The sequence below is a fragment of the Acetobacter sp. P5B1 genome, from assembly GCF_018811985.1.
In the GTDB taxonomy this organism is placed as follows: Bacteria; Pseudomonadota; Alphaproteobacteria; order Acetobacterales; family Acetobacteraceae; genus Acetobacter; species Acetobacter cerevisiae.
On the sequence record NZ_JACRVS010000010.1, the window covers coordinates 1 to 24334 of the forward strand.

Sequence of the window (24334 nt, forward strand, 5' to 3'; positions counted from 1 at the left end):
AGTCCATGGCGGCAGATCGTTCGGCATCGCACGCCATGCAATGCCGTAACGGATCACATACCGAAGACCGTTGAACAACTCTCTCAGATTATGGTGTCGCTGGTCCGCATCTTCTTTCATCAAAAGGAGGTATGGAACAATCAGAGACCACTCTTCGTCACTGATATCAGACGGATACGGTTTGCGGGCAGTATTCATCCATCTGTTCTGGAACACTTACGCCAGAAAGTACATAACACCCTCTAGGCTTTTACTCAGCAAGCAACGGATTATGGGCAACGGCGGTTTCAAACCGGGTGAAGTTCTGCTCAAGATCAAGCTGGGTCCGGGCTTTTTCGCTTTGTGCTGTGAAGTCCTGACAGGTTTTGCTTGTCATGTCCTGACAGGCTGGTACCAGATGCCCGTCCGCCCAGAGGCTTTCTCCCGGTATGAAAGAATAGATCAGGCCATTCCGTGAGAGCTCTTTCATTTCCTGATAGCTCAGCGGCCATGTTGTCGCGGCGCGCAGATATTCCTGTGTCAGGTCTCCGCGGGATACGCCCTCATCATCGGTAGACAGCGCAACAGGCACACCGGCCCGTCTATACAGGGCGAAGGGGTGAGATTTTCCCTTAACATTTAGAATAACGTCATTACTCGTCAGGTTGATTTCAACCATGACCTTTTTCTGAGCCATCTCTGCCAACAGGCCTGTTGCATCCTGTTCCCACGCAATATCAATGCCATGCCCAATACGGCGTGCGTTCGCAATTTCCACTGCGGAACGGATGTGATGGGCCAGCCCTTCTGGCGGAACAAGACCGGGAGTGAGCTCACCCGCATGCAGGCTGAGTTTTACATCAGGATATTGAGCGTTGAGCGCCTGAAACATGTGCATATGCTGGTCATAATCCCGCATGGCTATCACGTTATCTTCCGGAGCAACGATATTCACCCCTACAAAACGCGCATCCGCCCGCACAACCTCGTACCCTGCATAAAGCTGAGCAAACACGACAGAAGGCTGAAAAGTGCGTACTGTCTGATATAAATATCGCACTTTTACGCCACAACCCGGATGCGCCTGAGGAGTACCGCACTGTAAAACATGTTGGGCCTGCTGCTCCATTTCATCGGTCTCATGCCGAACGTCTGTCACAAGTTTGGGCAGCAAAGGCTTGAGCGCCTGTTCTGCCTGCGCGTAATCTTCGCCCTTGAGGGGATGCGTCATCCCGGCAGCAATCATTCCGCCCAGACCAGGCGAGATCATCAGTTCAACATACTGCACATGGTCTTGCGCTGCCCGGTCTTTTACTTCTGCCAGACTGTCTCCTGCATGTTTTTGCGTGATGGGGAAAAAGCGACTGAAAGTTGCAAAGAAATGGTCATGCCCTGAGCGGTCATTCGCTGTGGGCACGAAATCACGCATGGAAAGGGCATCAATCATGTTATTTTCCGCATCCGGGTTACCAGCCAAAGCCGCCGCCGGCATTTCCCCTTTATCATGCCCCGTGCAGGCATGAGACAAAATCTGCCCATGATCCAACGCCACACATTCGCCATCCTGCGCAGCCCATTTCAAATAGCTTTCCGCATAAATGGCCCCCACCATGTGGTTATGAAGATCGGCCCCTTTGGGGAATTGACGCAGAAAGAGCGCAAGACGAGCCGGGTCTGATTGCAGTGTTGTAAAAATATGTGCCGTTTTCTGCTCATCTGTCGTTTGCGCCAGGCAAATATGAGCAGAAACCGGCAGAACTGCGCAGGCAAGAAGTAAAGAGCGGAAAAGCATGAAGCACCATTGATGAAAAAATTGACAGGTTTGAGAAAGAGGCCGGAAAAGCCCGATAGAGCGTTCTTAGAGTATAATGATAAAATTACCTCTTGTCGCAACCGTAACTAATGCCTCAGTCATTTTTCTGCGTTGCCCGTCGCTTCGTGCCAGAGCCATTTGCACCGTTTACACAAAGAGGTTCAACAGGCGGCTTCATACGCCTCCAAAATCCGAGTTTTTTTGGATGACCGAATTGAAGCACCTGTAAAGGGGTTTTGAAAATAGCTCATGGCCCTTCTTGCTGCATCAGCCGATCCAGCGTTGAAGGCAGAATGGGCAGGGGTGCATCCTTTTTTTCAGCCCCGGGCTCCCCTACTCCGGTCGCCAGCCATGCGGCAACGGTGCTGTCTCCGCCAGACGGAAGCCAATGTTCCGGCGTGTTTATCCAGCTCAGCATATCCTGCATCACACGAGCGCCCTGCCGATCGCGCAAGAGCAGATGGTGCCCACCGGGAATAAGATCCAGCCGGGTTCCTGTTGGCATGTTTTTCCAGACTGGCACCATAGCAGTGGGCGGGACAAGCTGGTCATGGTCACCATAGATACACAACACAGATCCATGCAGACGTGGGGCTGCTGTTGCAGCCTGCTTCATCAAAGTCACAAGGCCTTGCAGTGCTTTCAGTCGCGTGGCGCGCAGAGTCAGCGGATCATAATACAGACGGGCCAACGCCATTATGTTGTCACTGGCGACAACATGCACGGGGAGTTCCCGTCCGGTGACAAGAGAGTCTGGAAACAGGCGTGCCAGAACACGCAATGGTAAATCTGTCGCCCAGCCAAAATTCCACACAGCCGGAGCAAGCAGGATCGTGCCTGCCACATGCGGAGCATCCGGCTGCGCCATCAGTTGCATCAGCACAGCACCACCCATACTTTCCCCCACCAGATAAAGGGGCGTCTGGGGATAAGCCTGCTGAAGCTGTGCGGCTTCCTCCCGAACATCCTCCACCATCCGAGTGGTTCCGGCCCAGCCGCCCCGCTGGGGAGCCTGCCCGAACCCCCGTTGATCGGGCGCGACAACCGTGACCCCATGAGCCGTGAAAAACGGTGCTGAGGACTCCCATGCATCCCGGCTGTCATTAAACCCATGCAGGGCCAGCAGGATGGCGTGCGGCTGCGCAGAAGCCAGCCAGAGACGAGCCGGGATTTTCGCCCCATCAGAAAGCGTAAAAATCTTTTGTGGCGGCACCAGCAGCCCAAGCTGCGCAAAACGCGCCGGCGGCTTTGGCACAAGAGGCATTGTGGTGCTGCATGCCGGAAGCGCCAGCATTCCACAGGCTGCCAGCCACGACCGCCCTGCCTTTTGGAGCGCAGGAAACAGTGATCTGTTCAGCACCAACCGCAGCATTCTGCTCACGCGGATGGGAAGGAAGAAAGCATGGAAAAGCACATTTCAACCCGCTATCATTCCTCACAGATCCGCGCCAGTCAGGACTGATCCGGACTGTAAGCATGACGCGCTTTTGCGGACACTGCGTCCTGCGTCACCCTCAAGGATATGCCAGCATGCTTCTTCAAATTGCCAACCCTGTTCCCCGCCCCCAATTGGGGCATGTTGAGACGATTGTGGTCGATCATCGTAAAGTAGCGTGTGATGGTGGTCTGGGCGCGCTCGGGCACCCGCGTGTGTGGCTGGCTATTGGCGGGCATCAGACTGTTTGCCCCTACTGCTCCCGCCTGTTTGTTTTGCAGCCCGGTGCATCAGACGCGGGCCAGCATTAAAGAGCAACCACCGCGCTCTCTATTTCACTGTTAATTTATGTGAATTTAATTTTGCACGTATTTAATTGACATTTATCCTGTCCGCTTACTAGATAGGCTTCAGCACATTCGCAGCCTGACGGGCTGTGTGTCGCGCGTCTTCGGGCCGGAAAAGCGGCTTATAGATATTCAGCAAGGATCATTCTGCATGCGTTCTACCGCTTTTTTCCGCACCCTGCTGCTGGCAACCGCCCTGACTGCCCCGGCAGTTATTGGCATGGGGCAGTCTGCTGCGGCACAAAGCACGGTCTCCGGCGCAGCAACGGTGCCTGTGCCTCAGATTGGCGCAGCACCAATTACAGCGGTTGCGCATCCTTATGCAGAACCGGATGGCGCACAGGCCGCGGTCGATGCCGCCTTTGCAGAAGCTCGCAAAACAGGCCGGAAAGTGCTGATTGATTTTGGCGCAAACTGGTGCCCGGACTGTCGCGTTCTGGCAGGGGTTCTGACGCACCCGGCTGTCAGCCCATGGGTTGATCAGACCTTTTCCGTCGTGTCCGTCAATGTCGACCATTTCAACAAGAACATGGACATCGCCAAAAAATTTGGCATTACCATTAAGGCCATTCCGGTCGCTCTAATTGTCACACCGGACGGCAAAGTGCTGAACGGCGATGAAACACTGGCTCTGGGCGATGCCCGCCGCATGTCTGGTCAGGCTGTCGTGGACAAACTGGCGGCGTGGGCCCAACGCTCCTAAGCGGTAATCAGACAGGCGGCAGATACTGCTCAATCTGGTCCAGTTCACGCAAAACTGAGGCAATATCCAGAGGCTGTTCAGACTGAGCAATATGGTCGTCATCCTGTTGGCCTGTGGGCATGAGTTTACCCCAATAGGATAGCCCTGCCTGCATGCCCATCAGAAGATTGCATGGGTTCTGATGATGTTCAGCAACCAGTTCAAACATCACAGTTCCCGGCTGGCACCAGACACAATTGGCCATTCCAGACCCCAGCTGCCCCATAATCAATCTGGCGCGTTTGAAAGTCTGAATTTGTTCAGCCGCCGTCAACTTTTCTGCCCGAACACACAAAAAGCCCCGTGCCTGCAAAGCCGCTGTCAGCTCGGCTTCATTCGGAATTCTGCGGTTACTGGCAGGACCGCGCTCAATGAAAATACGCAGATCTCTGGGACCGGTTGGGGGCTGCGTGGCAGCCAGAGACTCGTACGCCGCCCGGGACAGAGGCGAGACCGAAAAATCAGCCGCTCCGCGGACATAATCCGCATAGAGCACCCGGCGGAACGCATATTGCTTACCATGCTCTGTCGGGATGCCTTTTTGGGCATCAAACCCGGACAGGGCCAGCGTATCAGCCTGCCAGGGGCGCATGCTGGCTGGCAGCATGAGGCGGGCCTCCTGATGTCCGGTGATACGTAAAGCATGCAAGGTGGGCAGCGTATGGGAGAGCCAATGGTAATAATTGCTGTTCCAGTGGTCACAACACACTGCCGCAGGGGCAGCGTGATCGGGTACCGTCACCAGATCGTCCGGCCGCACTGTCAGCGCCGCAACGGCAGCAGGGTCCTGCACATAGGCTGTTTCAAGCAATGGTTTCCCATCCTTGAGAAACACCATCAGGGAACGATCAAGCACAACATCCCGCAGTTCATACAGGCACAGGGTTGCCGGCTCGGAAACCCAGCCCTGGAACACAGAGGTTTCCCCCGCCCCCAGAACACCTCCATTCACCACAGACACGGGTACCGCCGGAACAGTTTCCAAAACCGTCACACTGCTGGCAACGTCTTTCAGGCTCACAGGGCCCGTGTCGCCTGTTCGCCTGAAGAATTTTCTGAAAAAGCCCATTGGTCTCTGCTCTTCCTTCCGCCTGTCCGTCGTGCGTGATCACATTTTCTGTGCGCCTTACCGTATTCTGGTCCGGCTCTGGACACAAATTCCCGCAGTCCTGTTGCAGTGCTGCGTTCTATCCCGCCAACGGACCATGCTATGGTGCGTTACCTTCCTGTCCTGTTGCTCTTTTTATCTGAGATCCTGCATGCCCCGTTTGTATTCTCCCCCTCCGGTTGTTTCTGCCACAGCCGCCACCCGCTCCCCGCGTGCACTGACGCACCGCATGGTGCGCTGCCTGTGGGGGCTCGCCCTGATGTTTACTGTGGGAGCAACCCTGAGTGGGGCCGATCTGGCAAGCGGATGGCAGCAGGCAAATGCAGCAGAAAGCGCGCCGGTTTCCACCACCGGCCACAGCGTTGCCACGCTGATTACGGATACAGACACCACAGACGGAAAGGCGCCGCTGCATGTTGCCCTTCGGCTGAAATTACAGGACGGCTGGCATACTTACTGGCGCAACCCCGGTGATGCCGGAGAAGCACCGGACGTGACCGTAACGGCAGACGGTGCCTTCAGCGGGAAAGCCTCTACTATTGTATGGCCAACGCCGCATCGCATCCCCGATGCCTCGCTGATGTCCTATGCTTATACGGGCGACGTTGTGCTGCCCATGGAGTTGCCTCTCCATCCGGCGGGCGCTCAGGCGTCCGGGCCAACAACACTCAAGGCCCACGCAACCTGGCTGGTGTGTGAAAATGTCTGCGTGCCGGAAGAAGCTGATCTGGCCGTGACTTTACAACCCGGCCCGGCTCATCCCTCCGCAGAGGCGCCCCTGTTTGCCGCCACGGCAGAGGCCACACCTGTTCCGTCCCCTTATGCGGCCACCGTCTCGGCAGATGGCGTGTTGGCCATCAAGGGGGCCGACCTCTCGGCCCGTTCCGTGCAGGATGCATGGTTCATGCCAGACCAGCCGGGCTTGATTGATCAGGCTGCCGCACAGAAGTTTACGGTGCAGGATGGGAATGTCGCCCTGCGCCTGAAGCGCCTGCCAGAATTTGTAGCGACGCAGCCACTCAGTGGCTTGCTGGTGCTGAAAGATGCAGCGGGAAGTGAGCGTGCTTTATCCCTCACGGCCAAACCTGTTCCTGCTCTGGCGGGTGCGCCGTCAGCAAGCGCACAGAACGCGACCTCTTCCCCACTCACCAACACACTGACGCAGGCCGGATTTTTGCAACAGGTGGTGTTTGCCTTTCTGGGCGGCCTGATCCTGAATCTGATGCCATGCGTCTTCCCCATTCTGGCCATGAAGGCTCTTTCTCTGGCACGGCTGGGCAAAGCGGAACGCCGCACGCAGGTCACAAGTGCCGCCTGTTACAGTCTCGGTGTCATGGTGACGTTTCTCGCACTTGGCGGCGTGATGATGGGCCTGCGTGTCGCTGGTGCTGCGGCAGATTGGGGCTTTCAGTTTCAGTCCCCCCTGTTTGTCACGCTGGTGACCTGGCTGCTGTTTGCCATGGCGCTTAACTTGCTGGGCGTGTTTGAATTCATGCCTGTCTCGGCAGGCAGTTCCCTGACGAACCATGCTCATGGCCACTGGCATGATGTCGTCACGGGCATTCTGGCGGTGGTAGTTGCCACGCCCTGCACGGCCCCATTTATGGGTGTCGCCATTGCCGGGGCGCTCTCCGGTCCGCCTGCCATGGGGCTGATTGTTTTTGCCGCCATGGGGCTGGGTCTTGCCGCACCCTATCTGCTGCTGACCACCGTGCCAGGACTGGCCGCGCGCCTGCCAAAACCCGGCGCATGGATGCAGTACCTTCGCCAGTTTCTGGCCTTCCCGCTGCTGGGTTCCTGCGTGTGGCTGCTATGGGTGGCATCATTAGAAGGTGGCGCGTCCGTTGTACTGCTGCTGGCGACAGGACTGGTGCTGCTTGGCTTTGCTGCGTGGATTTATGGCGTGGCGCAGGTGCGGCTTATTCAGCAAGGTCATACGCGCACCAGCACCGCTTTGCATGGGCTGGCTCTGCTGGGGTTGTTGGGGGCGCTGGCGCTGGTTCCCGCCCTTCGCCACCAGAGTGCCGCACCGACTACCAGCGGCAGCCTGACCTCCGGGCTACCCAAAGGAACGGAACCCTTTTCTGAAGCGCGACTGAAAGAACTCCACGCGGCAGGAAAACCCGTTTTTGTGGATATGACCGCAGCGTGGTGCATCACCTGTCTGGTCAATGAGCGGGTGGCACTGGATATTCCCAGCACGCAGGCAGCGTTTGCAGCCCATGGTGTTACGGTGTTGCGGGGAGACTGGACCAATCATGATCCTGCCATCAGCGCGTTTCTGAAAGCACATGGGCGAGACGGCGTACCGTTCTACCTCTATATGCCCGCCAACGGGCCGGAGGTTGTGCTGCCACAAATCCTGACACCGGGACTGGTTGCAAGCACGGTCGCGCAATAGCGTCGTTATCCGGGACGGAAAGCTCCGCCCGGAACGCCTGCCAAACACACGTTATCAGGCCCCCATCAAGAATGGGGGCCTGACCAAAAAGCCTTCTCTCTGAAAAATCAGGCTGACTGTGACAAACGAACGTCTGCTTCGGGGTAGCTCAGCAGATAAGGACCACCTGCCCGCACCTCCAGAAGCAGAAGGCCCATCCTGCCCTGTGTCATATGTTCACACAACGGCAGGGCGGCATTGCCATTTGTCCAGGCGCATGATTCGCCTTCTGCACCATACCATCCGTCCAACGTTTCAGTCTGCACATGCGAGGTTATCTCGTAGCTCTGGCTGTCTGAAACAAAGACGATTTTAGCAACCAGCACCCCAAGATAACGACGGTCATCCACAAAGGGACCAATCACATCTGAAGGCCGGCTGGCACGGGAGACCACACGCACGGACTTTGTATGCGGCGGCAGCATGAAGCTGTAATGCGTGCCATCATACCGCAGTGGGCGCACAGTTCTCCCTGCATCAATCACCAGATGTAAATCCGGATCACCTGTCTGCTCAGCCATTTCAGACACCGGCTGATCCTTACCCAGTGTTTTTGCGCGCTGCTCCAGTTTGCGAAACAACGGCTCCACAACGGCCCGATCCACACAAAGCGGAGCGGCTGCATCTTTTTCCCAGGTGCGGGAAATGCCATAGAGACGCGTTACCTTACCGGTCTGCTGGAAAGAAGGTCCGGAACGGGTATCAAGATAGCTTTCCGTCAGCACATTATCGGCCATGATGACAGAATGCTGCTCCGTTTCCACGTGATAATACGTGTAGGACGTGATGGACTTGTCATAGAAAACAGAGTTCCCGTTGACCAGCATCCGCACGGGTACAAAATTTCCCTCAAAGAACAGGCAATGTTCTGGCGTAATCAGCAGATCCTTAGACGGAACGCCTTCTGCAATGGCATTCTGGCACACACGGACCGGGTAACCCCCCCTATCGTCCGGCAGCGCGCTGTTCACCATAACAAACTGCCGTCCTGCCCAGATAACAGGCCGCGTTACAGTCTGCCCTTCGACATGAGCGACAAGAACATCCCCGACCTGGATATCTTCTACAGCTACGCATCCCTTGCTCGTCTCAATCATAGCCCCGGCAAGGAAGCATGCGCCCGTATCACTCTGCTCACCGAACAGAATATAGCCGTCCCGATAAATAGCTGTGGGAATTGCATTGCCATTCGTGTTTGTGACGAAGTTTTTCAGAGTGACAAGTGTAGTTGTATTGCCATTGACCGTCCCCTGAATAAGCAGATCATTCCCGCTTATGCTGGTTGATAGCGTATTCGAGCTATAATCAGTATAAGACTGAATTTTGATCTGATCCCCGTAGACGAAATTCTGTACATGCAGATCCAGATTGGACAAACTGGAAAGAGACGTATTTTCAATCTTCAGAAGACCGCCGGGGGTATTGTGGAAGTCAATTTTTGCAGTCCCACTGATGTCATCAATGAGATTGTAAAAATAGACAGACCCGCCCCTGATGTTGATCTTGGGCGACATCAGGTTTGAACATTCCAGACCAGCAACAAAAACGCCGCCGCTGTTTACGTTATAAACCCCCTCAAACCCTGTGAAAACATGGTTCACCACCAGCTTGCCATTGGTGATGTTGTAAACACCCGTACGACCGTTAAAGTCGTTACTGATCGAGAGCGTTCCGTTATTGATATTGATTGTGCCGCCAGCAGCATCCTGCAGGATACCGGCAGTATCTGAGTCGTCTCTTACAACCTGAACCGTTGCGCCCTCAGTAATATTGACGGTGCCCGCATTCAGATTGAGATAGCCTTTGATGGTGAGGGTGGCCCCGTTATTGACATTCAGAATGTCACCATTTGTGCCCAGCCCTACTGTGGCATCAGCAGGAGGAGCCTCCCAGCTTAGATTGCCATTGCCAGCCCAACTTCCCATTGACTGGTTTGTCGTAATGTTCGTGATAGACATTTTGATATCTTTCTTGTTTGGAAAATATCAATTTTCTGCATGCGGGTTCGACAGCGCTCTTCCGTGAGGGAAGTCCTGTGGAAGGAGGGAAGACGTAAAAGATATATGCAGAATGTTGATATTATCTCTTTATTTTAGACATCAATCCCCTACCGTAGATGAACTGAAAAGAATACATCAATAAATGTAAAATTCTCGTGAATTTGTTTGTTTTTATATTACTAAAAACATGGATATTTGATGCTTCTTTACAGTATTTTCTGTACTCAATATTTCAACATCACAATGAAGTAGTATGAAGCTTCCGGCGCCAGAGCAGTCTCAACAGGCATAACGCCTACGCTTTACACATGTATTAAATATTTTTTCTAAACATCAAAAAACCTCATATATATAAACACTTTTTAAAAACCAGTTTGAAGAGAAACATAGGCCCCGGTCTGATTTCGGTAGGTCGCAATGGTTCCAAGAGAGACATACGCTGCTGTAATGTTCAGATGCTTATTCACAAAATAGCTGGCATACACATCAAACCAGTTACTTTCAGGCGTAAAATTCTGGTTACGTGGTTTGGTCCGATATTCCACCCCAACAACCAGCCCGGGAATGAAGGATGGCAAATAACCAAGTGAGCCTTCAAACTGCGGATAGTAATTGTCGTTCCGATCACCACCAAAGCCGAGGATGCCCCACTGGTTGCCTTTGGTCAGGCGCATGGTGGTATCGACCAGCAGGCCAAGTTTGGGAAACAGTTTGGTGGCGGCAATATAAACGTCTGCGCCATCGGTATGTTTGGAGCCCACGGCGTGAATGACCTTTGCATCCCCATCATGCTTGTACATAGCCCCCACAGCGACCTGCGGCAAAAGGGTTTTGTCCAGCACATGGCCAAACAGGCGGACCTTGATACCCCCCGTATCCAGATCGAACTGATAACCGTGGCCAATACCCAGCTTGCGCCCTGTCGAGCCAGTGCGGAAGAAGTTATGGGCGTAGGAAATTTCCACGCGGTCATAAAATCCCATAACGGCGCCAACATTCTGGTCCGTATAGTTGGTCAGGCTGACATAGCTGTAATGGAAAGCCATCCCCATGCTTTTCTTGCTGCCATAGCCCCCAATCGTGGCCCAACTGGCAATACCGCCGCCGCTTGAACCTTCCAGAGAACTCAGGCCACTGGTGCCCAGCGTGCGCTGACCGTCAAAAATCTTGTCAAACGTGAGTCCGGCCTCCGGTTCATCAGGGGCTTCTCCAGACGCCCCCTGCACTGCACCCGCGCTGGAAGACGTCGCCTGCGCCCTCCCCGGCGCAAGTGTGACACGCGGGGTGCTGCCCGGGGCTGCACCCGCAGACGAGGCTGTAGAAGACCGCGTTTGCGCTCCGGCATTCTGGGCAGACACAACAAGTGCTGAAGCGGCTAGTGCGGGGGCAAACACCTCACGCAAGGACTTCAGTCTGAGCAGAAATGCTGCGGCTCGTTTCTGCAGAATTGGCAGGAGCTGTTTGGCTCGTTGCGTACGCTGAAAACCCATGTGACCAACCCTGTTTCTCAGCATAGTGCTCCCCTGAATGCTGCTGCCCTGACATCTCTGACCATCGAGACACTCCACACTGGTCTTGAAATGCCTTATGAAAATTTCAAATTTTTGCGATGATTTTCGAAAACCTTTTTTTGGGTCTGCTATTCCGTTCTTCACCGCCCCGTACGGCAACGGACATGCTGGCTATGCATTTTCTGACAAACCCTAAAATCATCCCGCCTTTACAGGACGGTATCCCTGTCTATATTCGTACGGATATAGATATGTAAACAGAACAAGGCCGCTCTTTTCGTGCTGATTTCAGACTATAAGTTATTCATACTCTGCATATTTCAGACGGGTCAGGTCTGATGACCGAGGAGCACAAGACTCGCCGGGATCAGACTAAAGAGGTGACACAACACGCCACTCGTCTTGCAGGCCCCTTCCCCACCCCTGTATGCTAGACAGACAGAGAAGGGGCGCATATGCCCAGACCTTCCATCCGTCTCACCTTTTCCGGCCCTGTCCTGCAAGAGTTTCATGACCAACACAGATACACCCCACCTGGTACTGGTAGATGGCAGCGGTTTTATTTTCCGCGCCTTTCATGCCCTGCCTCCCATGACCAGCCCGGACGGGGTGCCCGTGAACGCGGTTTACGGGTTTACAAACATGCTGGCCCGCCTGCTGCGCGAACATGTGGGCACACATCTGGCAGTCATTTTTGATGCAGGACGACAAACATTCCGGACGGAAATTTACCCACAATATAAAGCGCACCGGCCCGAACCGCCGGAAGATCTGCGCCCCCAGTTTTCCCTGATCCGCGATGCCACGCGGGCCTTCAACGTGCCCGCCATTGAACTGGCCGGGTGGGAAGCGGATGACCTGATTGCCTCCTACGCCACCGCCGTACGGAAGGCAGGGGGCACGTGTACCATTGTCTCGTCCGACAAGGATCTGATGCAGCTGATTGGCCCCGGCGTATGCATGCTGGAACCCATGAAGCAGACCGCCATCAGCACGCCGGAAGTGGAAGCCAAGTTTGGCGTCACACCTGATAAGGTGGTGGACGTGCAGGCGCTGATGGGCGACCCAACGGATAACGTGCCCGGTGTGCCCGGCATTGGCCCCAAAACGGCCTCCGCCCTTGTGAAGGAATACGGCACGCTGGAAGCCGTGCTGGCTGCCGCGCCTGAAATGAAAAAATCCAAGCGCCGCGATATGCTGATTGAGCATGCAGACGCCGCGCGCATCTCCCGCAAACTGGTGGAGCTGGCACGGGATGTGCCGCTGCCTGTGCCGGTCGAGGAACTGGGCGTTCGGGAGCTCGACAAGCTGGTGGTGGCCGACTGGCTGGAGAGCATGGGCTTCCGCTCCGTGCTGAGCCGTCTGGGCGTTGGCCATCCCTCTGGCGCGCATGCTCATCGCACCGCGCGCGCTGCCGCGCATGCGTCCGTTACCGGAGCCACCGCTCCCACCGGAACAGAAACGCCCACCGCTGAGGCTGGTCAGTCCGCCGAAGCCGCGGCCTCCCTCACCGCCGAATACGGCCCGTATGAAACCGTACGCACGGCGGAAGAACTTCAGAAATGGATCAGTGCTGCTCAGGAAGCGGGCATTTGCGCTGTCGATACAGAAACCGACGGGCTGGACCCGCTGCATGCCAACATGGTCGGCATCTCTCTGTCCACCGCCCCCGGCAAAGCCTGCTACATCCCCCTGCGACATGAAGGCACGCTGGAAGAACCAGCCGGTGAGCAGCTCCAGCCTGCCGCAGCACTTGATATTCTGCGCCCCCTGCTGACAGACCCGGCAGTTCTGAAAATTTTCCAGAACGCCAAGTTTGATCTGCTGGTGTTTGACCATGCCGGGCTGGATTTCTCCACCATCGCGCCGGTTGATGACACCATGCTGATTTCCTACGCGCAGTCCGCCGGGCAGCATGGGCAGGGGATGGATGAACTCTCCGCCCTGCATCTGGGCCACACCCCCATCAGTTATGACAGTGTGACTGGCACCGGGCGCAACCGCATTCCGTTTACACACGTCCCGGTCGCGCGCGCCACACCGTATGCGGCAGAAGATGCCGATGTCACGCTGCGGTTATGGTACGTGCTGCACCCCACCCTGCGCACCAATCAGGCGCTGGCGCTGTATGAACAGCTGGAGCGCCCGCTTTCCCCGGTTCTGGCTGGTATGGAAAAGGCTGGCATCGCGGTGGATCGTGCTGAACTGGGTCGTCTTTCTGAAGATTTTGCCAGCCGCATGGCCGTCATGGAAAAAGAAATTCATGCGGCTGCCGGACGCGACTTCAATGTCGGCTCCCCGCGCCAGCTTGGGGAAATACTGTTTGATGAAATGGGCCTGAAGGGCGGCAAGCGCGGTAAGGCAGGCGCATGGAGCACAGATTCTTCCGTGTTGCAGGATCTGGCAGATCAGGGGCATGACCTCCCGGCCCGCGTGCTGGCATGGCGGCAGCTGGCCAAGCTGAAAAGTACCTACACGGATGCCCTGCTACGTCAGGCCACGGTGGATGATCGGGTGCATACATCCTTCCAGATGGCCATTACCTCAACCGGACGCCTCTCTTCTAATGACCCGAATTTGCAGAACATCCCCATCCGCACGGAAGAAGGAGGCCGTATCCGGCAGGCTTTTATTGCGCCGCCCGGTAAAAAGCTGATTTCTGCTGACTATTCCCAGATTGAGCTGCGCCTGCTGGCCGATGTGGCCAATATTCCGGCCCTGCGGGAAGCGTTTGCTCTGGGGCAGGATATTCATGCCCGTACCGCCTCAGAAGTATTCAATATCCCGCTGGAAGGGATGGACAGCCTGACCCGTCGCCGGGCCAAAGCCATCAACTTCGGGATTATTTACGGCATTTCCGCTTTTGGGCTGGGGCGACAGCTTGGCATTCCCGCAGGGGAAGCACGGGCTTATATCGACGCCTATTTTGCCCGTTATCCTGGCATCCGCGACTACATGGAGCGCATGCGTGAGCAGGCCAAAGCCAACGGCTATGTGCTCACGCCCTTCGGGCGGCGCTGCTATGTGCCGGGTATTCATGAAAAGAGCGCGGCGCGCAGACAGTATGCGGAACGGCAGGCCATTAACGCTCCCCTGCAGGGGGGGGCGGCTGACATCATCAAACGCGCCATGGTCAAGTTGCCACGCGCCCTGAAAGATGCGGGGCTTTCCGCCCGGATGCTGCTACAGGTGCATGATGAATTGCTGTTTGAAGCCGACGCTGCAGAGGCCGAGGCTGTCGCCGCTCTGGCGCGCATGGTGATGGAAGCCGCGGCAACACTGTCCGTGCCGCTGGTGGTTGAGACAGGCATTGGCGGAAACTGGGCAGAGGCACATTAAGTCATGACACCAAGTGAAAAACGATTTGCATTGATTGCGGCTGGCGTTCTGGTTGTTGCCAGCGTGACCGGCTATGTGGGCACACGCGTTGCCCTGCGCTATGGCCCGACGCTGGATACGTATGGCAATGAGGTTGGCGGGTCCTTCCGCCTGATGGACGCAACCACCGGCACCATGACGGACCAGACCTTCCGCGGCCGCTGGATGATGGTGCTGTTTGGCGCGACCCATTGTGCAGACGATGCCTGCACTCCGGCACTGACCAACATGTCCGCAGCGCTGGACAAGACTGACCCCGGCAAGCGGAAGGCCGTGATTATTTTTGTCAGCCTTGACCCGGACCGTGATGATGCCGAACGCCTGCGCCTGTATGGTCAGAGCATCAGCCCCCGTGTGGTCGCCGGCACCGCCGCCCCCGGCCCGCTGGCGGATCTGGCTAAGGAATACCACACCACAGTTGAAAAACTGCCCGACCCGGAATGGACGTATGCCATGCGCATGTCCCCTCGCTTTGTGGTGATGGACCCCAACGCCCGCTACGTTGGCACAGTTGACGCCAATCTGAGCGCAGACGCCATGACGGATGCTCTGAAGAAACTCATGAACCCGGGCCAGTAATCTCTCCTATCCAAGAAAGACTGACACCATGAGTGACCATCCAGTTCTGACCGGCCTTCCTGATGACATGAGCGAACAGGCCGCTACAGCGTTCAACACCCTGCGGGGCGGTCCGGACTGGCAGATTTCCTCACACGTTACCGTGCCAGCCCTGAGCAAGGCAGCACTTTTCATTCTGGTTAAAGACGAAGCCGATATGATCGGCCAGAATTTACGCCACCATTACCAATTGGGTTTCCGCCGCTTTTTTATTCTCGATAATAACAGCACAGACGGCACAACAGACATCATCATGCAGTTCCGGAAAGATCACCCGGATGCTGGTGTCTTCTGCGCGCTTGATTATCAGGTCGCCTATTATCAGGCATCAAAAATGAAGGCTCTGGAGCAGTTTATGCTGCTCTATCTGGAACATGATGAAATACCGGTTGAGTGGGTATTTTTTGTTGATGCGGATGAATTAATAACCTGCTGCACCCGGAATGCAGACCAGAGCGCTGAAACATTCAACGCCATGCTGGAAGACCCTACGATTTCCATGCTTGTTTTCCATTGGGCGCAGGCTGCGCTTGTATCCCCAGCGGGCCAGCCTGTTCCGTTTGGCCCGACATTGGGCGACACGCAGGTCGCGGTTTGGCCGACAATGAAAGTGCGGGTCACCAAAGTTGCTTACCGGTTACGGCAAGGGTTAAGTCCGGTTACTGGCAACCACTTTGTGGAACAGTTCAATCAGCCTGCCTCTGCAATCCGCATCATGGTTGCAGCTGGCTTTTGTATTCTGCATTTTCCTATGCGGTCCAAAGAACAGATTCAGAAAAAAATTGTGAATGGCTTTAATGCTTTACAAGCCAGCAAACAGCCTGATTACGTTGGAGAACACTGGCGCACCTACCACTCCTGGTACAAGCAAGGCGGAGATAATGTCCTGATGGGCCTTCTCCGTGATCATATCCGATCCTGCAGCCGCCCTTGAAACAGAGACAGCATGCCACAGTCCCTTTCCATCTTATCTGACCTTGTAAGTCGTTTTTCCAGTCGGGCAGCCACCTCTGACCAATCGGGCGAGATTGCTACGGATAATCTGGCAGACTTGCACAAAGCCGGCCTACTGGCACTGACCGTTTCACCCCGTTATGGCGGCGGAGGGAAGGGACTGGGAGACATACTACCCCTTATCGGCACACTGGCGCAGGGAGACCCATCCACCACCCTTATTCTGGCCATGCAATGCCTGCACCATGCCAGCATTGCGGCAGACCCGCGCTGGCCGGAAGACGTGCGCCGCATGGTCTCGGAAGCCGCTGTGCAGGACGGCGCTCTTCTCAACGCCCTGCGCGTGGAGCCGGACCTTGGCACACCCTCGCGCGGCGGGATTCCGGCCACACGCGTCAGCCAGAAAGACGGGCAGTGGGTGCTGAATGGCTGTAAGATCTACTCCACAGGGTCCACGGCTCTGCGCTGGGGTATTGTGTGGGCCGCGACCGATGAGGAAACCCCGCGCACAGGCCATGTTCTGGTGCCACTGGATGCTCCGGGAGTGCGGATAGAGCGCACATGGGACCAGCTCGGCATGCGGGCTACGGGCAGCCACACTATTCATTTTGAGAATGTGGTGCTGCCGGAAACCTTTCTTGTCGATTTACGGCAGCCGGAAGACTGGCGTGGTGCCGGGCAGGACCTGACGCTCTGGCATGCGCTGCTGATTGCCGCCCTGTATGATGGTGTGGCGCGATCTGCGCGGGACTGGCTTGTCACCTTCCTACATGCTCGTGTGCCAGCCAATCTGGGTAAGCCCCTTGCCTCCCTGCCTCGTTTTCAAATTCTGATGGGTGAGATTGAAGCCTTGCTGTTGTCCAACCGGGCTCTCCTGGCAGACGGGCTGGCACGGTATGAGCAGGGACAATGCAGCGCGACAGACGCCAATCTGATCAAACATGTGGTGACAGACAACGCCATTCGCAGTGTGGAAAAAGGCGTGGCTGCTATCGGTAATCCGGCTCTGAGCCGTTCCAATCCGCTGGAACGGCACTTACGCGACGTTCTCTGCGCCCGCATTCACACACCGCAGGCTGATACTGCCCTGACTGCTGCCGGGCGCGTCAGGCTGGAACAGCCATAAAAAGACTACGAACTCTGAAAAGATCGCAAGATCACATCAAACAAAAACCTGCCATAGACAGATCGTTTATGGCAGGTTTTTTCAACTCTTTTCTAATATGAATCAATCACTTCACCTTAGAAGTGCGCATCAATACGGCCATAATAATATCCGCCGGTCATCGGAACCTGGGCAGAGTTTGCATCATATATACGCGCGCCATAGTTGTTGTTCAGCGGGTTTACCTTACGCGGACGAATATTGAAAATATTGTTGGCACCCACCGCAAAATGCCAGTGCGGGTTGACGCTATATCCTACCTCCAGATCAGTTAGCCAACGCGGCGTATTTTTGAACTGAGCAAAGCAACTGTTGGAATAGCGAAGGGCTTTGCCATTATTTTGGCAAATTGCATTACCGGGCGTCCAGTCCTGATAGCCCAGCATGGTCGTGGTTTCACCATAACGCGTCTGACGCAGGTTTACGTCCCATTTTCCAACGGTCCAGAATGCATTCAGGATCAGTTTGCTGCGCGGATACGCCGTAGTGATGTAACTGGCAGTTGCCGCCGTGAGCAGAGACGTCGGAACACCGTTAACCATGGTCGAGGCCACATGGCTCAAACGCGTGCGGTTCAGGTCCAGCGACGCAGAGAGATTAAGATTGCCGTAGCGATTCATCCTCACCAGATAATCCGCTTTCAGGTCAAAACCCTGCGTACGGGTGCTGGCCCCATTGGCAAAATAGTAGGTGCTGACAGCATTAGGGTCGAGACCGGAAGGCAGCACAAAGCCAAGCTGTTGCAGTGCTGCAATCGCTGTTGAGCCATTGGTAGAGCCACCGGCAATAATACGGTCACGAATATTAATCTGATAGACATCTGCCTCAACATGCAGACCTTTCAGAGGTTCTACAACCAGACCACCACTGGCATTGGTGGAACGTTCCGGCTTAAGGGGCGCCGCCCCGAGCAGGCGGGCCGCGGAAGAACTGACAGGCAACAAACCCGCCACCGTCGTCGCCCCCACGTTAATCGAACTAAAATGCTGTTCTGCAAGCGTGGGTGCACGGAAACCGTTGCTGATGGTACCCCGGATTGCAATGCGTGGCGTAATTTCATACCGAGTGGAGACTTTTCCGTTCTCAGTGTTTCCAACGTCCGTATAATGCTCGAACCGGCCAGCAAAATCGACATCCCAGTTCTTCAGAGGATGGAAATCACCATCCAGATATCCGGCCCAGATATCGCGGCTCCAGTTGCCGGCATTCTGTGGGCTAAGACCAACATAACCAGCCATACCCCCTGCCTCATAAGACGGTGGCGTGCCGGCCTTGATCTGATACGTTTCCAGACGATGCTCGGCTCCAAAGGCAATCGTGGTAGGCGTTGTAAACCCGGTCTTGAAATTCCTTCTGAAATCCAGCGTATTTGTCCACTGCGCCATGCGATAGCTTTCCGCACGAGTGGTGGTGGGAGACCAGCCACATCCATCTGTCGAGACATAAGCGCTGGTACTGGAGGGATTAGTGCTGCGCGGAATACATTTGCTGCTTAGCATACCGGCGTTAACACTGTTCTTATCCCCAATTGCATCTTCATCCGCGCCGTAGGTCGTGCTGAGATCCCAGGAAAAACCGAAGAAATTATCCCCTTTCAGGCCCAGCGTTGCGGCGTAGTCATTTTCCTCAATCGTTTCGAGCGGCGAAAATCCGGACGGATAAATCGTTGGCATCGTATTAGGGGTGCGATAGTTCTGATACGATTCCGCATGCCGGTGAGCATAGGTAATCAATCCGTATCCCTGCACACCTTCTGTTAGCGTTTTACCAAAGGCAATGCTCAGGTTTTCACGGGTTTCTTCTGGTGTACTCATCACTTTATTGGAGTTTTTTGGAACAGAAACCGACCCGGTATAAAGTGCCGTCCCAGCCCCGGCGGGAGCAGACCCCATCAGACGGTGGTCTTCCGTATAGGGCACCATGTGGTCTGTATGGTAAACCTGCCCGCTCAGGTGCAGATAACCATCCCCCCCCAGAGACAGACCGCCATCAATACTGGTCTGATACTGCCATCCATCGCCATTGTACGCATTCGCTCCGGTCTGCGCACTCATATTCAGACCATGGTTGGTTTTGCGCGTGATAATATTAACCACACCTGCAATCGCATCAGAGCCGTAAAGAGCTGCGGCACCATCTTCCAGCACTTCAATATGGTCGATAGACGCAGCAGGAATCATGTTCAGATCTACTGGCGTGGCACCAAATGACGGACCGGCATCCGCATAAATATTGGCGGTCGTATGCCGACGCTTCCCATCGACCAGAACCAGAACCTGATTGGGATTGAGACCACGCATGCGGATTGCAGAGGTCAGAGCTCCAGCATCATTCCCCATGGCGCTGACATTGATAGACGCATAGGTGCGTGTCAGCGCATCTGCCAGATTCATTTGCCCGGACCTGCGCAACGTAGCAGCGGACAGCACGCTGACGGGAGAGGTGCTCTGCCGTGCCTTCCGATTGACCGCATGCGTCCCGGTTACAATCAGAGTTTCTCCGCTATTGGCCCCGGAAGCCTTTTCAGATGCTTGATGATTCGCCGCTTTAGGTCGCTTTGCTGCAACTTTTTTCGCATGCTCGCTGCCCACTGGTTTCTGCTTATCAGCAGCCGTCGCGGCGTTGGAAACTGGCTCCTCAGCCATCAGACCAAACGTCAGAATAGTTGAAACCAGAAACGCTTTTCTGAGTGTCATGCGTGTATCCAGAACATTATCAAAAATGGAAAAATCACGCGTCTGTTATCAAGAGCACCCACTCGAAAAAAGTGAAACTATTATGACATCATCAAACTTATATATTTTCTCTACTTATTTTAATTTATAGATATAAAAATATACGCTAAGAGATCTTACAAACAGCAAAACATTAAATGTAAATCATAATTCATTATTAAAGGGTAACCATGTTCCATCTTCACAGACGCTCTCTGATACAGGCCGGCAGCCTTCTGGCACCGGCTCTCTTGGCTGGGCGCACAAGTCCGCTTCTGGCTGCACAAACAGCCCCGGTAACCCGTGCGCGCCTGAACGTGACAGAAAACCCGTTTGGTCCCTCTCCTGCTGCGCGCAAAGCCATTATGGCCTGCGTACCAGAGGCACCTTATTATGTGGAAGATGAACACACTCTCCGTGATAAAATTGGTCAGAATGAAAATCTTGAGAGAGAAAAAGTCGCTCTATCAAATGGCTCTCTGGATGCACTCTCCCTTCTTTCCAGCGACATTGGCCGCAAAGGACACCTTCTGGCGCCGCAGCCAACCTACGCCACACATCTGAATTACGCTCAGCGCCGGGGTGTGACTGTGCGATATGTGCCTCTCGTCAATCATGCGATTGATCTGGACGCCCTCCGGCAGGCTATCACGCCCGAGACGGCAATGGTTTACCTGTGCAACCCCAACAATCCAACCGGGAACATGCTAGACCATGATAAACTTCTTTCATTTTGCAAAGATGTTTCCAAAAAAGTTCCAGTTGTTGTGGATGAGGCCTATTTTGAACTTTTGCCGTCTGCGGAGCTAATGACCGCCTCATCTCTGGTGCATTCGGGGCATGATGTGATTGTTGCCCGCACATTTTCCAAAGTTTATGGGCTGGCCGGGCTCAGAATTGGCTATATTCTGGCGCAACCCAACCGTGTGAAACAGCTTTACAGCCTTACGACAACGTCTCGTAATCAGGCTGGCTATGCCGCAGCCATGGCATCTCTCGGAGATAAGGCCTATCTGAACGGAGCCATCGCCTACCTCAAATCCTGCCGCAACATGATTTATGATATCTGCCAGAAAAATAGCTTATCTTTCCTTCAAAGTCATGGAACTTTTGTTTACGTCAATACACAGAGACCAGCAGAAAAAATGAAAACAGCTCTGGCACAACGAGGCGTCGATATCCGTGTGTTTGATGCTCCAGCCTATCAGACATGGATCCGTGTTGGGACGGCGACACCTGCAGAGCTGGAGCTGTTCGGACGTGCGCTACCAGCCGCCTTGCAGGATGTTCCCAAAGCCTGAACGAACGGCCTGGTATAAATCAGCTTTTATAAGCCATTCGGCTTTCTGCATTGTGTGACACATCTCGCCCTTTTAAGGTCTCTCCCCAGTGCGTGGAGGTGAAACATGGTACAGAAGCGGTCTTTTTATACGGTGTGCGTGCTGGCTGCTCTGTGCGCAGCTTCTGGTTCACCCTCATTTGCACAAGTCACCCTCACCACAGCGCCGGAGCCGCACTCAGCCGCCCCACCCTCTAATGCCCACACAGGCGGCACCTTGCGGCTGGCGGCACAAAATTCCGGGGGCACGCTGGACCCGCAGGTCTCTTATATTTCTCTCATCAAGGAGCTCGAAACACCTGTTTATGATGGGCTTCTGGCATTCCCAAAATTTGCAGGCTCCACAGCGCAACCCGTCATCGCCAATCTGGCAGAAGCGGTTCCACAGCCAGAAGATGGAGGGCGAACCTATCGGTTTACGCTTCGTCCCAATCTCCATTTTTCCAATGGGCAGGTTGTGAATGTAGAGGATGTTGCAGCGTCTTTCCGGCGTCTCTTCAAAGTCGGCAGCCCGACTGCCGGACCGTATTACAGTCATATCGTTGGGGCGGAGGCCTGCCTGCATGACCCCGCGCACTGCACACTGACTGGCGGCATAGAGACTGATCCGGCGACGCGCACCATCACCTTTCATCTGACGCAACCGGATGCCGAGTTTCTGGACCGTCTGGCCTGGTTTCATGCTGCCATTCTTCCGGCCAGCACACCGCCGCATGATACCGGGAACACGGCCCCTCCGGGCACCGGACCGTATCGGGTGACACGCTATGATCCTGCCACCGGCATGGTGCTGGAACGCAACCCGTATTTCCGGGAATGGGCGCATGATGCGCAGCCCACTGGATATGTGGACGCCATACAGGTCACGTTCGGGCTGGACCCGGAAGGCGAAGTGACCGCCATTGAAAATGGCCAGTATGACTGGATGTATGAAGATGTGCCGCTGGACCGGCTGGGCGAAGTCGGTAGCCGCTATGCCGGACAAGTGCAGATTTATACGCTGCTGCTCTACTATTACGCCGCCCTGAATGTGCGGATACCGCCTTTCAATTCGCTCAAGGCACGGCAGGCGCTGAACTATGCCATCAACCGGCATGCCATGGTGATCTATCATGGGGGTGCTGCCGTTGCGACGCCCCTCTGCCAGCTTCTGCCGCAAGGTGCGCCGGGTTATGCGCCGGGTTGCGCCTACACCAAAGGGGCCTCACCTGCGCATCCGCTCCCACAGTGGCAGGCACCCGACCTCGAGGAAGCCCGCAAACTGGTGCAGGAAAGTGGCACGGCGGGGCAGAAAGTCACGATCATCGCGCCACTGGAAGGGCGCTATGCCGCCATGGCCATGGAATTACGCAGCACACTGGCCAGTCTGGGTTATGAGGCCTCTGTGCGCAGCATGACGCAGACTGTGCAATTTCCTTACGTGCAGAACAGTGACAACCATGTGCAGCTTGCCCTGACAGGATGGAATGCAGATTACCCCTCCGCCTCCACGTTCCTGCACACCCTGTTTGCGTGCGCCAGTTTCCGCCCGCATTCCGACAACTCACCCAACATGTCGGCCTTTTGTAACCCGGACATAGATGCGCTGATGAACAAGGCTTCCGCCGCTGCCCTGACCAGCCCGACTGAGAGCATGCAGCGCTGGACTGAGGCTGACCGCGCCCTGATGGCACAGGCTCCCGCCGTGCCACTGGTGCAGATCAAACGCGTCAGCCTGTTGTCAAAACGCACGCGTAACGCCATCGTAACACTTAATGATGAAATCCTGCTTTCCCAGCTTCAGGTCCGATGACAGCTGAAGCGCCTCCCCCACCCGGCCCCTGGCGGCAGGCGATGCGTGGCCTTGCACGCAACCGCGCGGCCATGGCGGCCCTTGCCGTTCTGGTGCTCATCACCCTGAGTTGCGTGCTGGCTCCGCTTTATGCGCGGGATATTGCTGGTACTGACCCGTTCACCTCCAACGTCGCCGGCAGCATCACGCTGGACGGACACGAGGTGGACATCATGCAGCCGAACGATAATCCGCTGCATCTCGGCCTCAGCCCCATCGGGCCGACCGGCCATGCGGCCTATCTGCTGGGTGCGGACAGTCAGGGGCGGGATGTTGCGGCCCGCATGCTGTATGGCGGGCGGAACTCGCTGCTGATTTCCTCCTGCGCCGCCGTGCTGTGCCTGATACTGGCCGCTGCCACTGGCATTGCTGCCGGTTTTTTTGGTGGGCTGGTGGATGCTGTTCTGTCCCGCCTGATGGATATCATGTGGGCCGTGCCGGTCTATCTGTTTGCAATCTCGCTCTCCATTGTCACGGTCAGTCAGGGGTTAAAGCTGGGGCCGTTTGTCGTGGAAGCGGATAGTCTGCTGATCCCGATTGTCATTATTGCGCTGGTCTATGTGCCGTATGCAGCACGGCCCATCCGCGGACGGGTTCTGGCCTTGCGGCAGGCGGAGTTTGTTACCGCAGCCCGATGCCTTGGCGTGCCGCGCTGGCGCATTGTGCTGTTTGATATTCTGCCGAACGTGACCACCACGCTCGTCGTGCTGGGGCCGTTGCTCATGGCGCTTTCCCTGCTGGCGGAAAGTGCACTTTCTTTTCTCTCTATCGGCGTGCAGGCTCCGGCGGCATCATGGGGCACCATTATTCAGGATGGCGAAGGGCTGATTTACACGCGCCCGATGGTCGCCATTGCTCCCGGCCTCGCCATTGTGCTGGTCGTGCTGGCACTGAATATTCTGGGCGACGGCCTGCGGGATGCGCTTGATGTGCGTGATGCCGCACGGCGGTCTTCATGAG

At 55.6% G+C, this 24334-nt stretch carries 17 protein-coding genes; 10 read left to right on the forward strand and 7 right to left on the reverse strand.

Features of this window, described 5'->3' with window-relative positions:
- The 3 genes from KP703_RS08260 to KP703_RS08270 form a co-directional block, all read right to left on the reverse strand.
- A partial coding sequence (locus KP703_RS08260; protein WP_215754477.1) for a transposase occupies positions 1-198 on the reverse strand: 198 nt, incomplete at its 3' end.
- A gap of 52 nt (positions 199-250) precedes the next feature.
- On the reverse strand, positions 251-1771 hold the full coding sequence (locus KP703_RS08265; RefSeq protein ID WP_215754478.1) for an adenosine deaminase: 1521 nt from the start codon (positions 1769-1771) through the stop codon (positions 251-253).
- A gap of 268 nt (positions 1772-2039) precedes the next feature.
- Positions 2040-3164, reverse strand: a complete 1125-nt coding sequence (locus KP703_RS08270) for an alpha/beta fold hydrolase (protein ID WP_215754529.1) — start codon at positions 3162-3164, stop codon at positions 2040-2042.
- 158 nt (positions 3165-3322) lie between these two features.
- Between KP703_RS08270 and KP703_RS08275 the strand changes: the two genes are divergently transcribed.
- Together KP703_RS08275 and KP703_RS08280 are read left to right on the forward strand one after the other, a co-directional pair.
- A complete protein-coding gene (locus KP703_RS08275; protein ID WP_062247480.1) occupies positions 3323-3538 on the forward strand; it encodes a zinc-finger domain-containing protein in 216 nt (71 codons plus the stop codon).
- Positions 3539-3725: 187 nt separating this feature from the next.
- Complete coding sequence (locus tag KP703_RS08280; RefSeq protein WP_062247478.1) at positions 3726-4277, forward strand: co-chaperone YbbN; 552 nt, start codon at positions 3726-3728, stop codon at positions 4275-4277.
- Between the two features lie 7 nt (positions 4278-4284).
- On the opposite strand, the gene KP703_RS08285 is transcribed toward KP703_RS08280, so the two are convergent.
- Entirely contained in the window at positions 4285-5337 is a 1053-nt protein-coding gene (locus KP703_RS08285) for a glycosyltransferase family 61 protein (protein ID WP_215754479.1), read from the reverse strand.
- A 346-nt stretch (positions 5338-5683) separates the two neighbouring features.
- Between KP703_RS08285 and KP703_RS08290 the strand changes: the two genes are divergently transcribed.
- Positions 5684-7825 carry a protein-disulfide reductase DsbD gene (locus KP703_RS08290; protein ID WP_252353951.1) on the forward strand — a complete coding sequence of 714 codons (2142 nt, stop codon included), beginning with the start codon at positions 5684-5686 and terminating at the stop codon, positions 7823-7825.
- A gap of 107 nt (positions 7826-7932) precedes the next feature.
- On the opposite strand, the gene KP703_RS08295 is transcribed toward KP703_RS08290, so the two are convergent.
- Together KP703_RS08295 and KP703_RS08300 are read right to left on the reverse strand one after the other, a co-directional pair.
- Positions 7933-9822 (reverse strand): Hint domain-containing protein, encoded by a 1890-nt coding sequence (locus tag KP703_RS08295; protein ID WP_252353945.1) that lies wholly within the window; start codon positions 9820-9822, stop codon positions 7933-7935.
- 404 nt (positions 9823-10226) lie between these two features.
- Positions 10227-11354, reverse strand: a complete 1128-nt coding sequence (locus tag KP703_RS08300; RefSeq protein ID WP_252353946.1) for a DUF3034 family protein — start codon at positions 11352-11354, stop codon at positions 10227-10229.
- Positions 11355-11885: 531 nt separating this feature from the next.
- Here KP703_RS08300 and polA point away from each other — a divergent pair.
- Genes polA through KP703_RS08320 form a run of 4 tightly spaced genes read left to right on the forward strand, consistent with a single transcriptional unit; the run spans position 11886 to position 17451 of the window.
- Positions 11886-14714 carry a DNA polymerase I gene (gene polA, locus KP703_RS08305; RefSeq protein WP_215754480.1) on the forward strand — a complete coding sequence of 943 codons (2829 nt, stop codon included), beginning with the start codon at positions 11886-11888 and terminating at the stop codon, positions 14712-14714.
- A gap of 3 nt (positions 14715-14717) precedes the next feature.
- A complete protein-coding gene (locus KP703_RS08310; protein ID WP_215754481.1) occupies positions 14718-15332 on the forward strand; it encodes an SCO family protein in 615 nt (204 codons plus the stop codon).
- Positions 15333-15360: 28 nt separating this feature from the next.
- Positions 15361-16305 carry a glycosyltransferase family 2 protein gene (locus KP703_RS08315; protein ID WP_215754482.1) on the forward strand — a complete coding sequence of 315 codons (945 nt, stop codon included), beginning with the start codon at positions 15361-15363 and terminating at the stop codon, positions 16303-16305.
- A 12-nt stretch (positions 16306-16317) separates the two neighbouring features.
- Positions 16318-17451 carry an acyl-CoA dehydrogenase family protein gene (locus tag KP703_RS08320; protein WP_215754483.1) on the forward strand — a complete coding sequence of 378 codons (1134 nt, stop codon included), beginning with the start codon at positions 16318-16320 and terminating at the stop codon, positions 17449-17451.
- A gap of 116 nt (positions 17452-17567) precedes the next feature.
- Here KP703_RS08320 and KP703_RS08325 read toward each other — a convergent pair whose 3' ends face one another.
- Positions 17568-20186 carry a TonB-dependent siderophore receptor gene (locus KP703_RS08325; RefSeq protein ID WP_215754484.1) on the reverse strand — a complete coding sequence of 873 codons (2619 nt, stop codon included), beginning with the start codon at positions 20184-20186 and terminating at the stop codon, positions 17568-17570.
- Between the two features lie 209 nt (positions 20187-20395).
- Here KP703_RS08325 and KP703_RS08330 point away from each other — a divergent pair, with 209 nt between their 5' ends.
- The 3 genes from KP703_RS08330 to KP703_RS08340 all read left to right on the forward strand — a co-directional run bounded on the left by KP703_RS08330 (position 20396) and on the right by KP703_RS08340 (position 24333).
- On the forward strand, positions 20396-21505 hold the full coding sequence (locus KP703_RS08330) for a histidinol-phosphate transaminase (protein ID WP_215754485.1): 1110 nt from the start codon (positions 20396-20398) through the stop codon (positions 21503-21505).
- 105 nt (positions 21506-21610) lie between these two features.
- On the forward strand, positions 21611-23335 hold the full coding sequence (locus tag KP703_RS08335; RefSeq protein WP_215754486.1) for an ABC transporter substrate-binding protein: 1725 nt from the start codon (positions 21611-21613) through the stop codon (positions 23333-23335).
- Positions 23332-24333: an ABC transporter permease gene (locus KP703_RS08340; RefSeq protein ID WP_062249224.1), complete on the forward strand. Its 1002-nt coding sequence runs from the start codon at positions 23332-23334 to the stop codon at positions 24331-24333. Before KP703_RS08335 ends, KP703_RS08340 begins: the two co-directional genes overlap by 4 nt.
- Position 24334 lies beyond the last annotated feature (1 nt).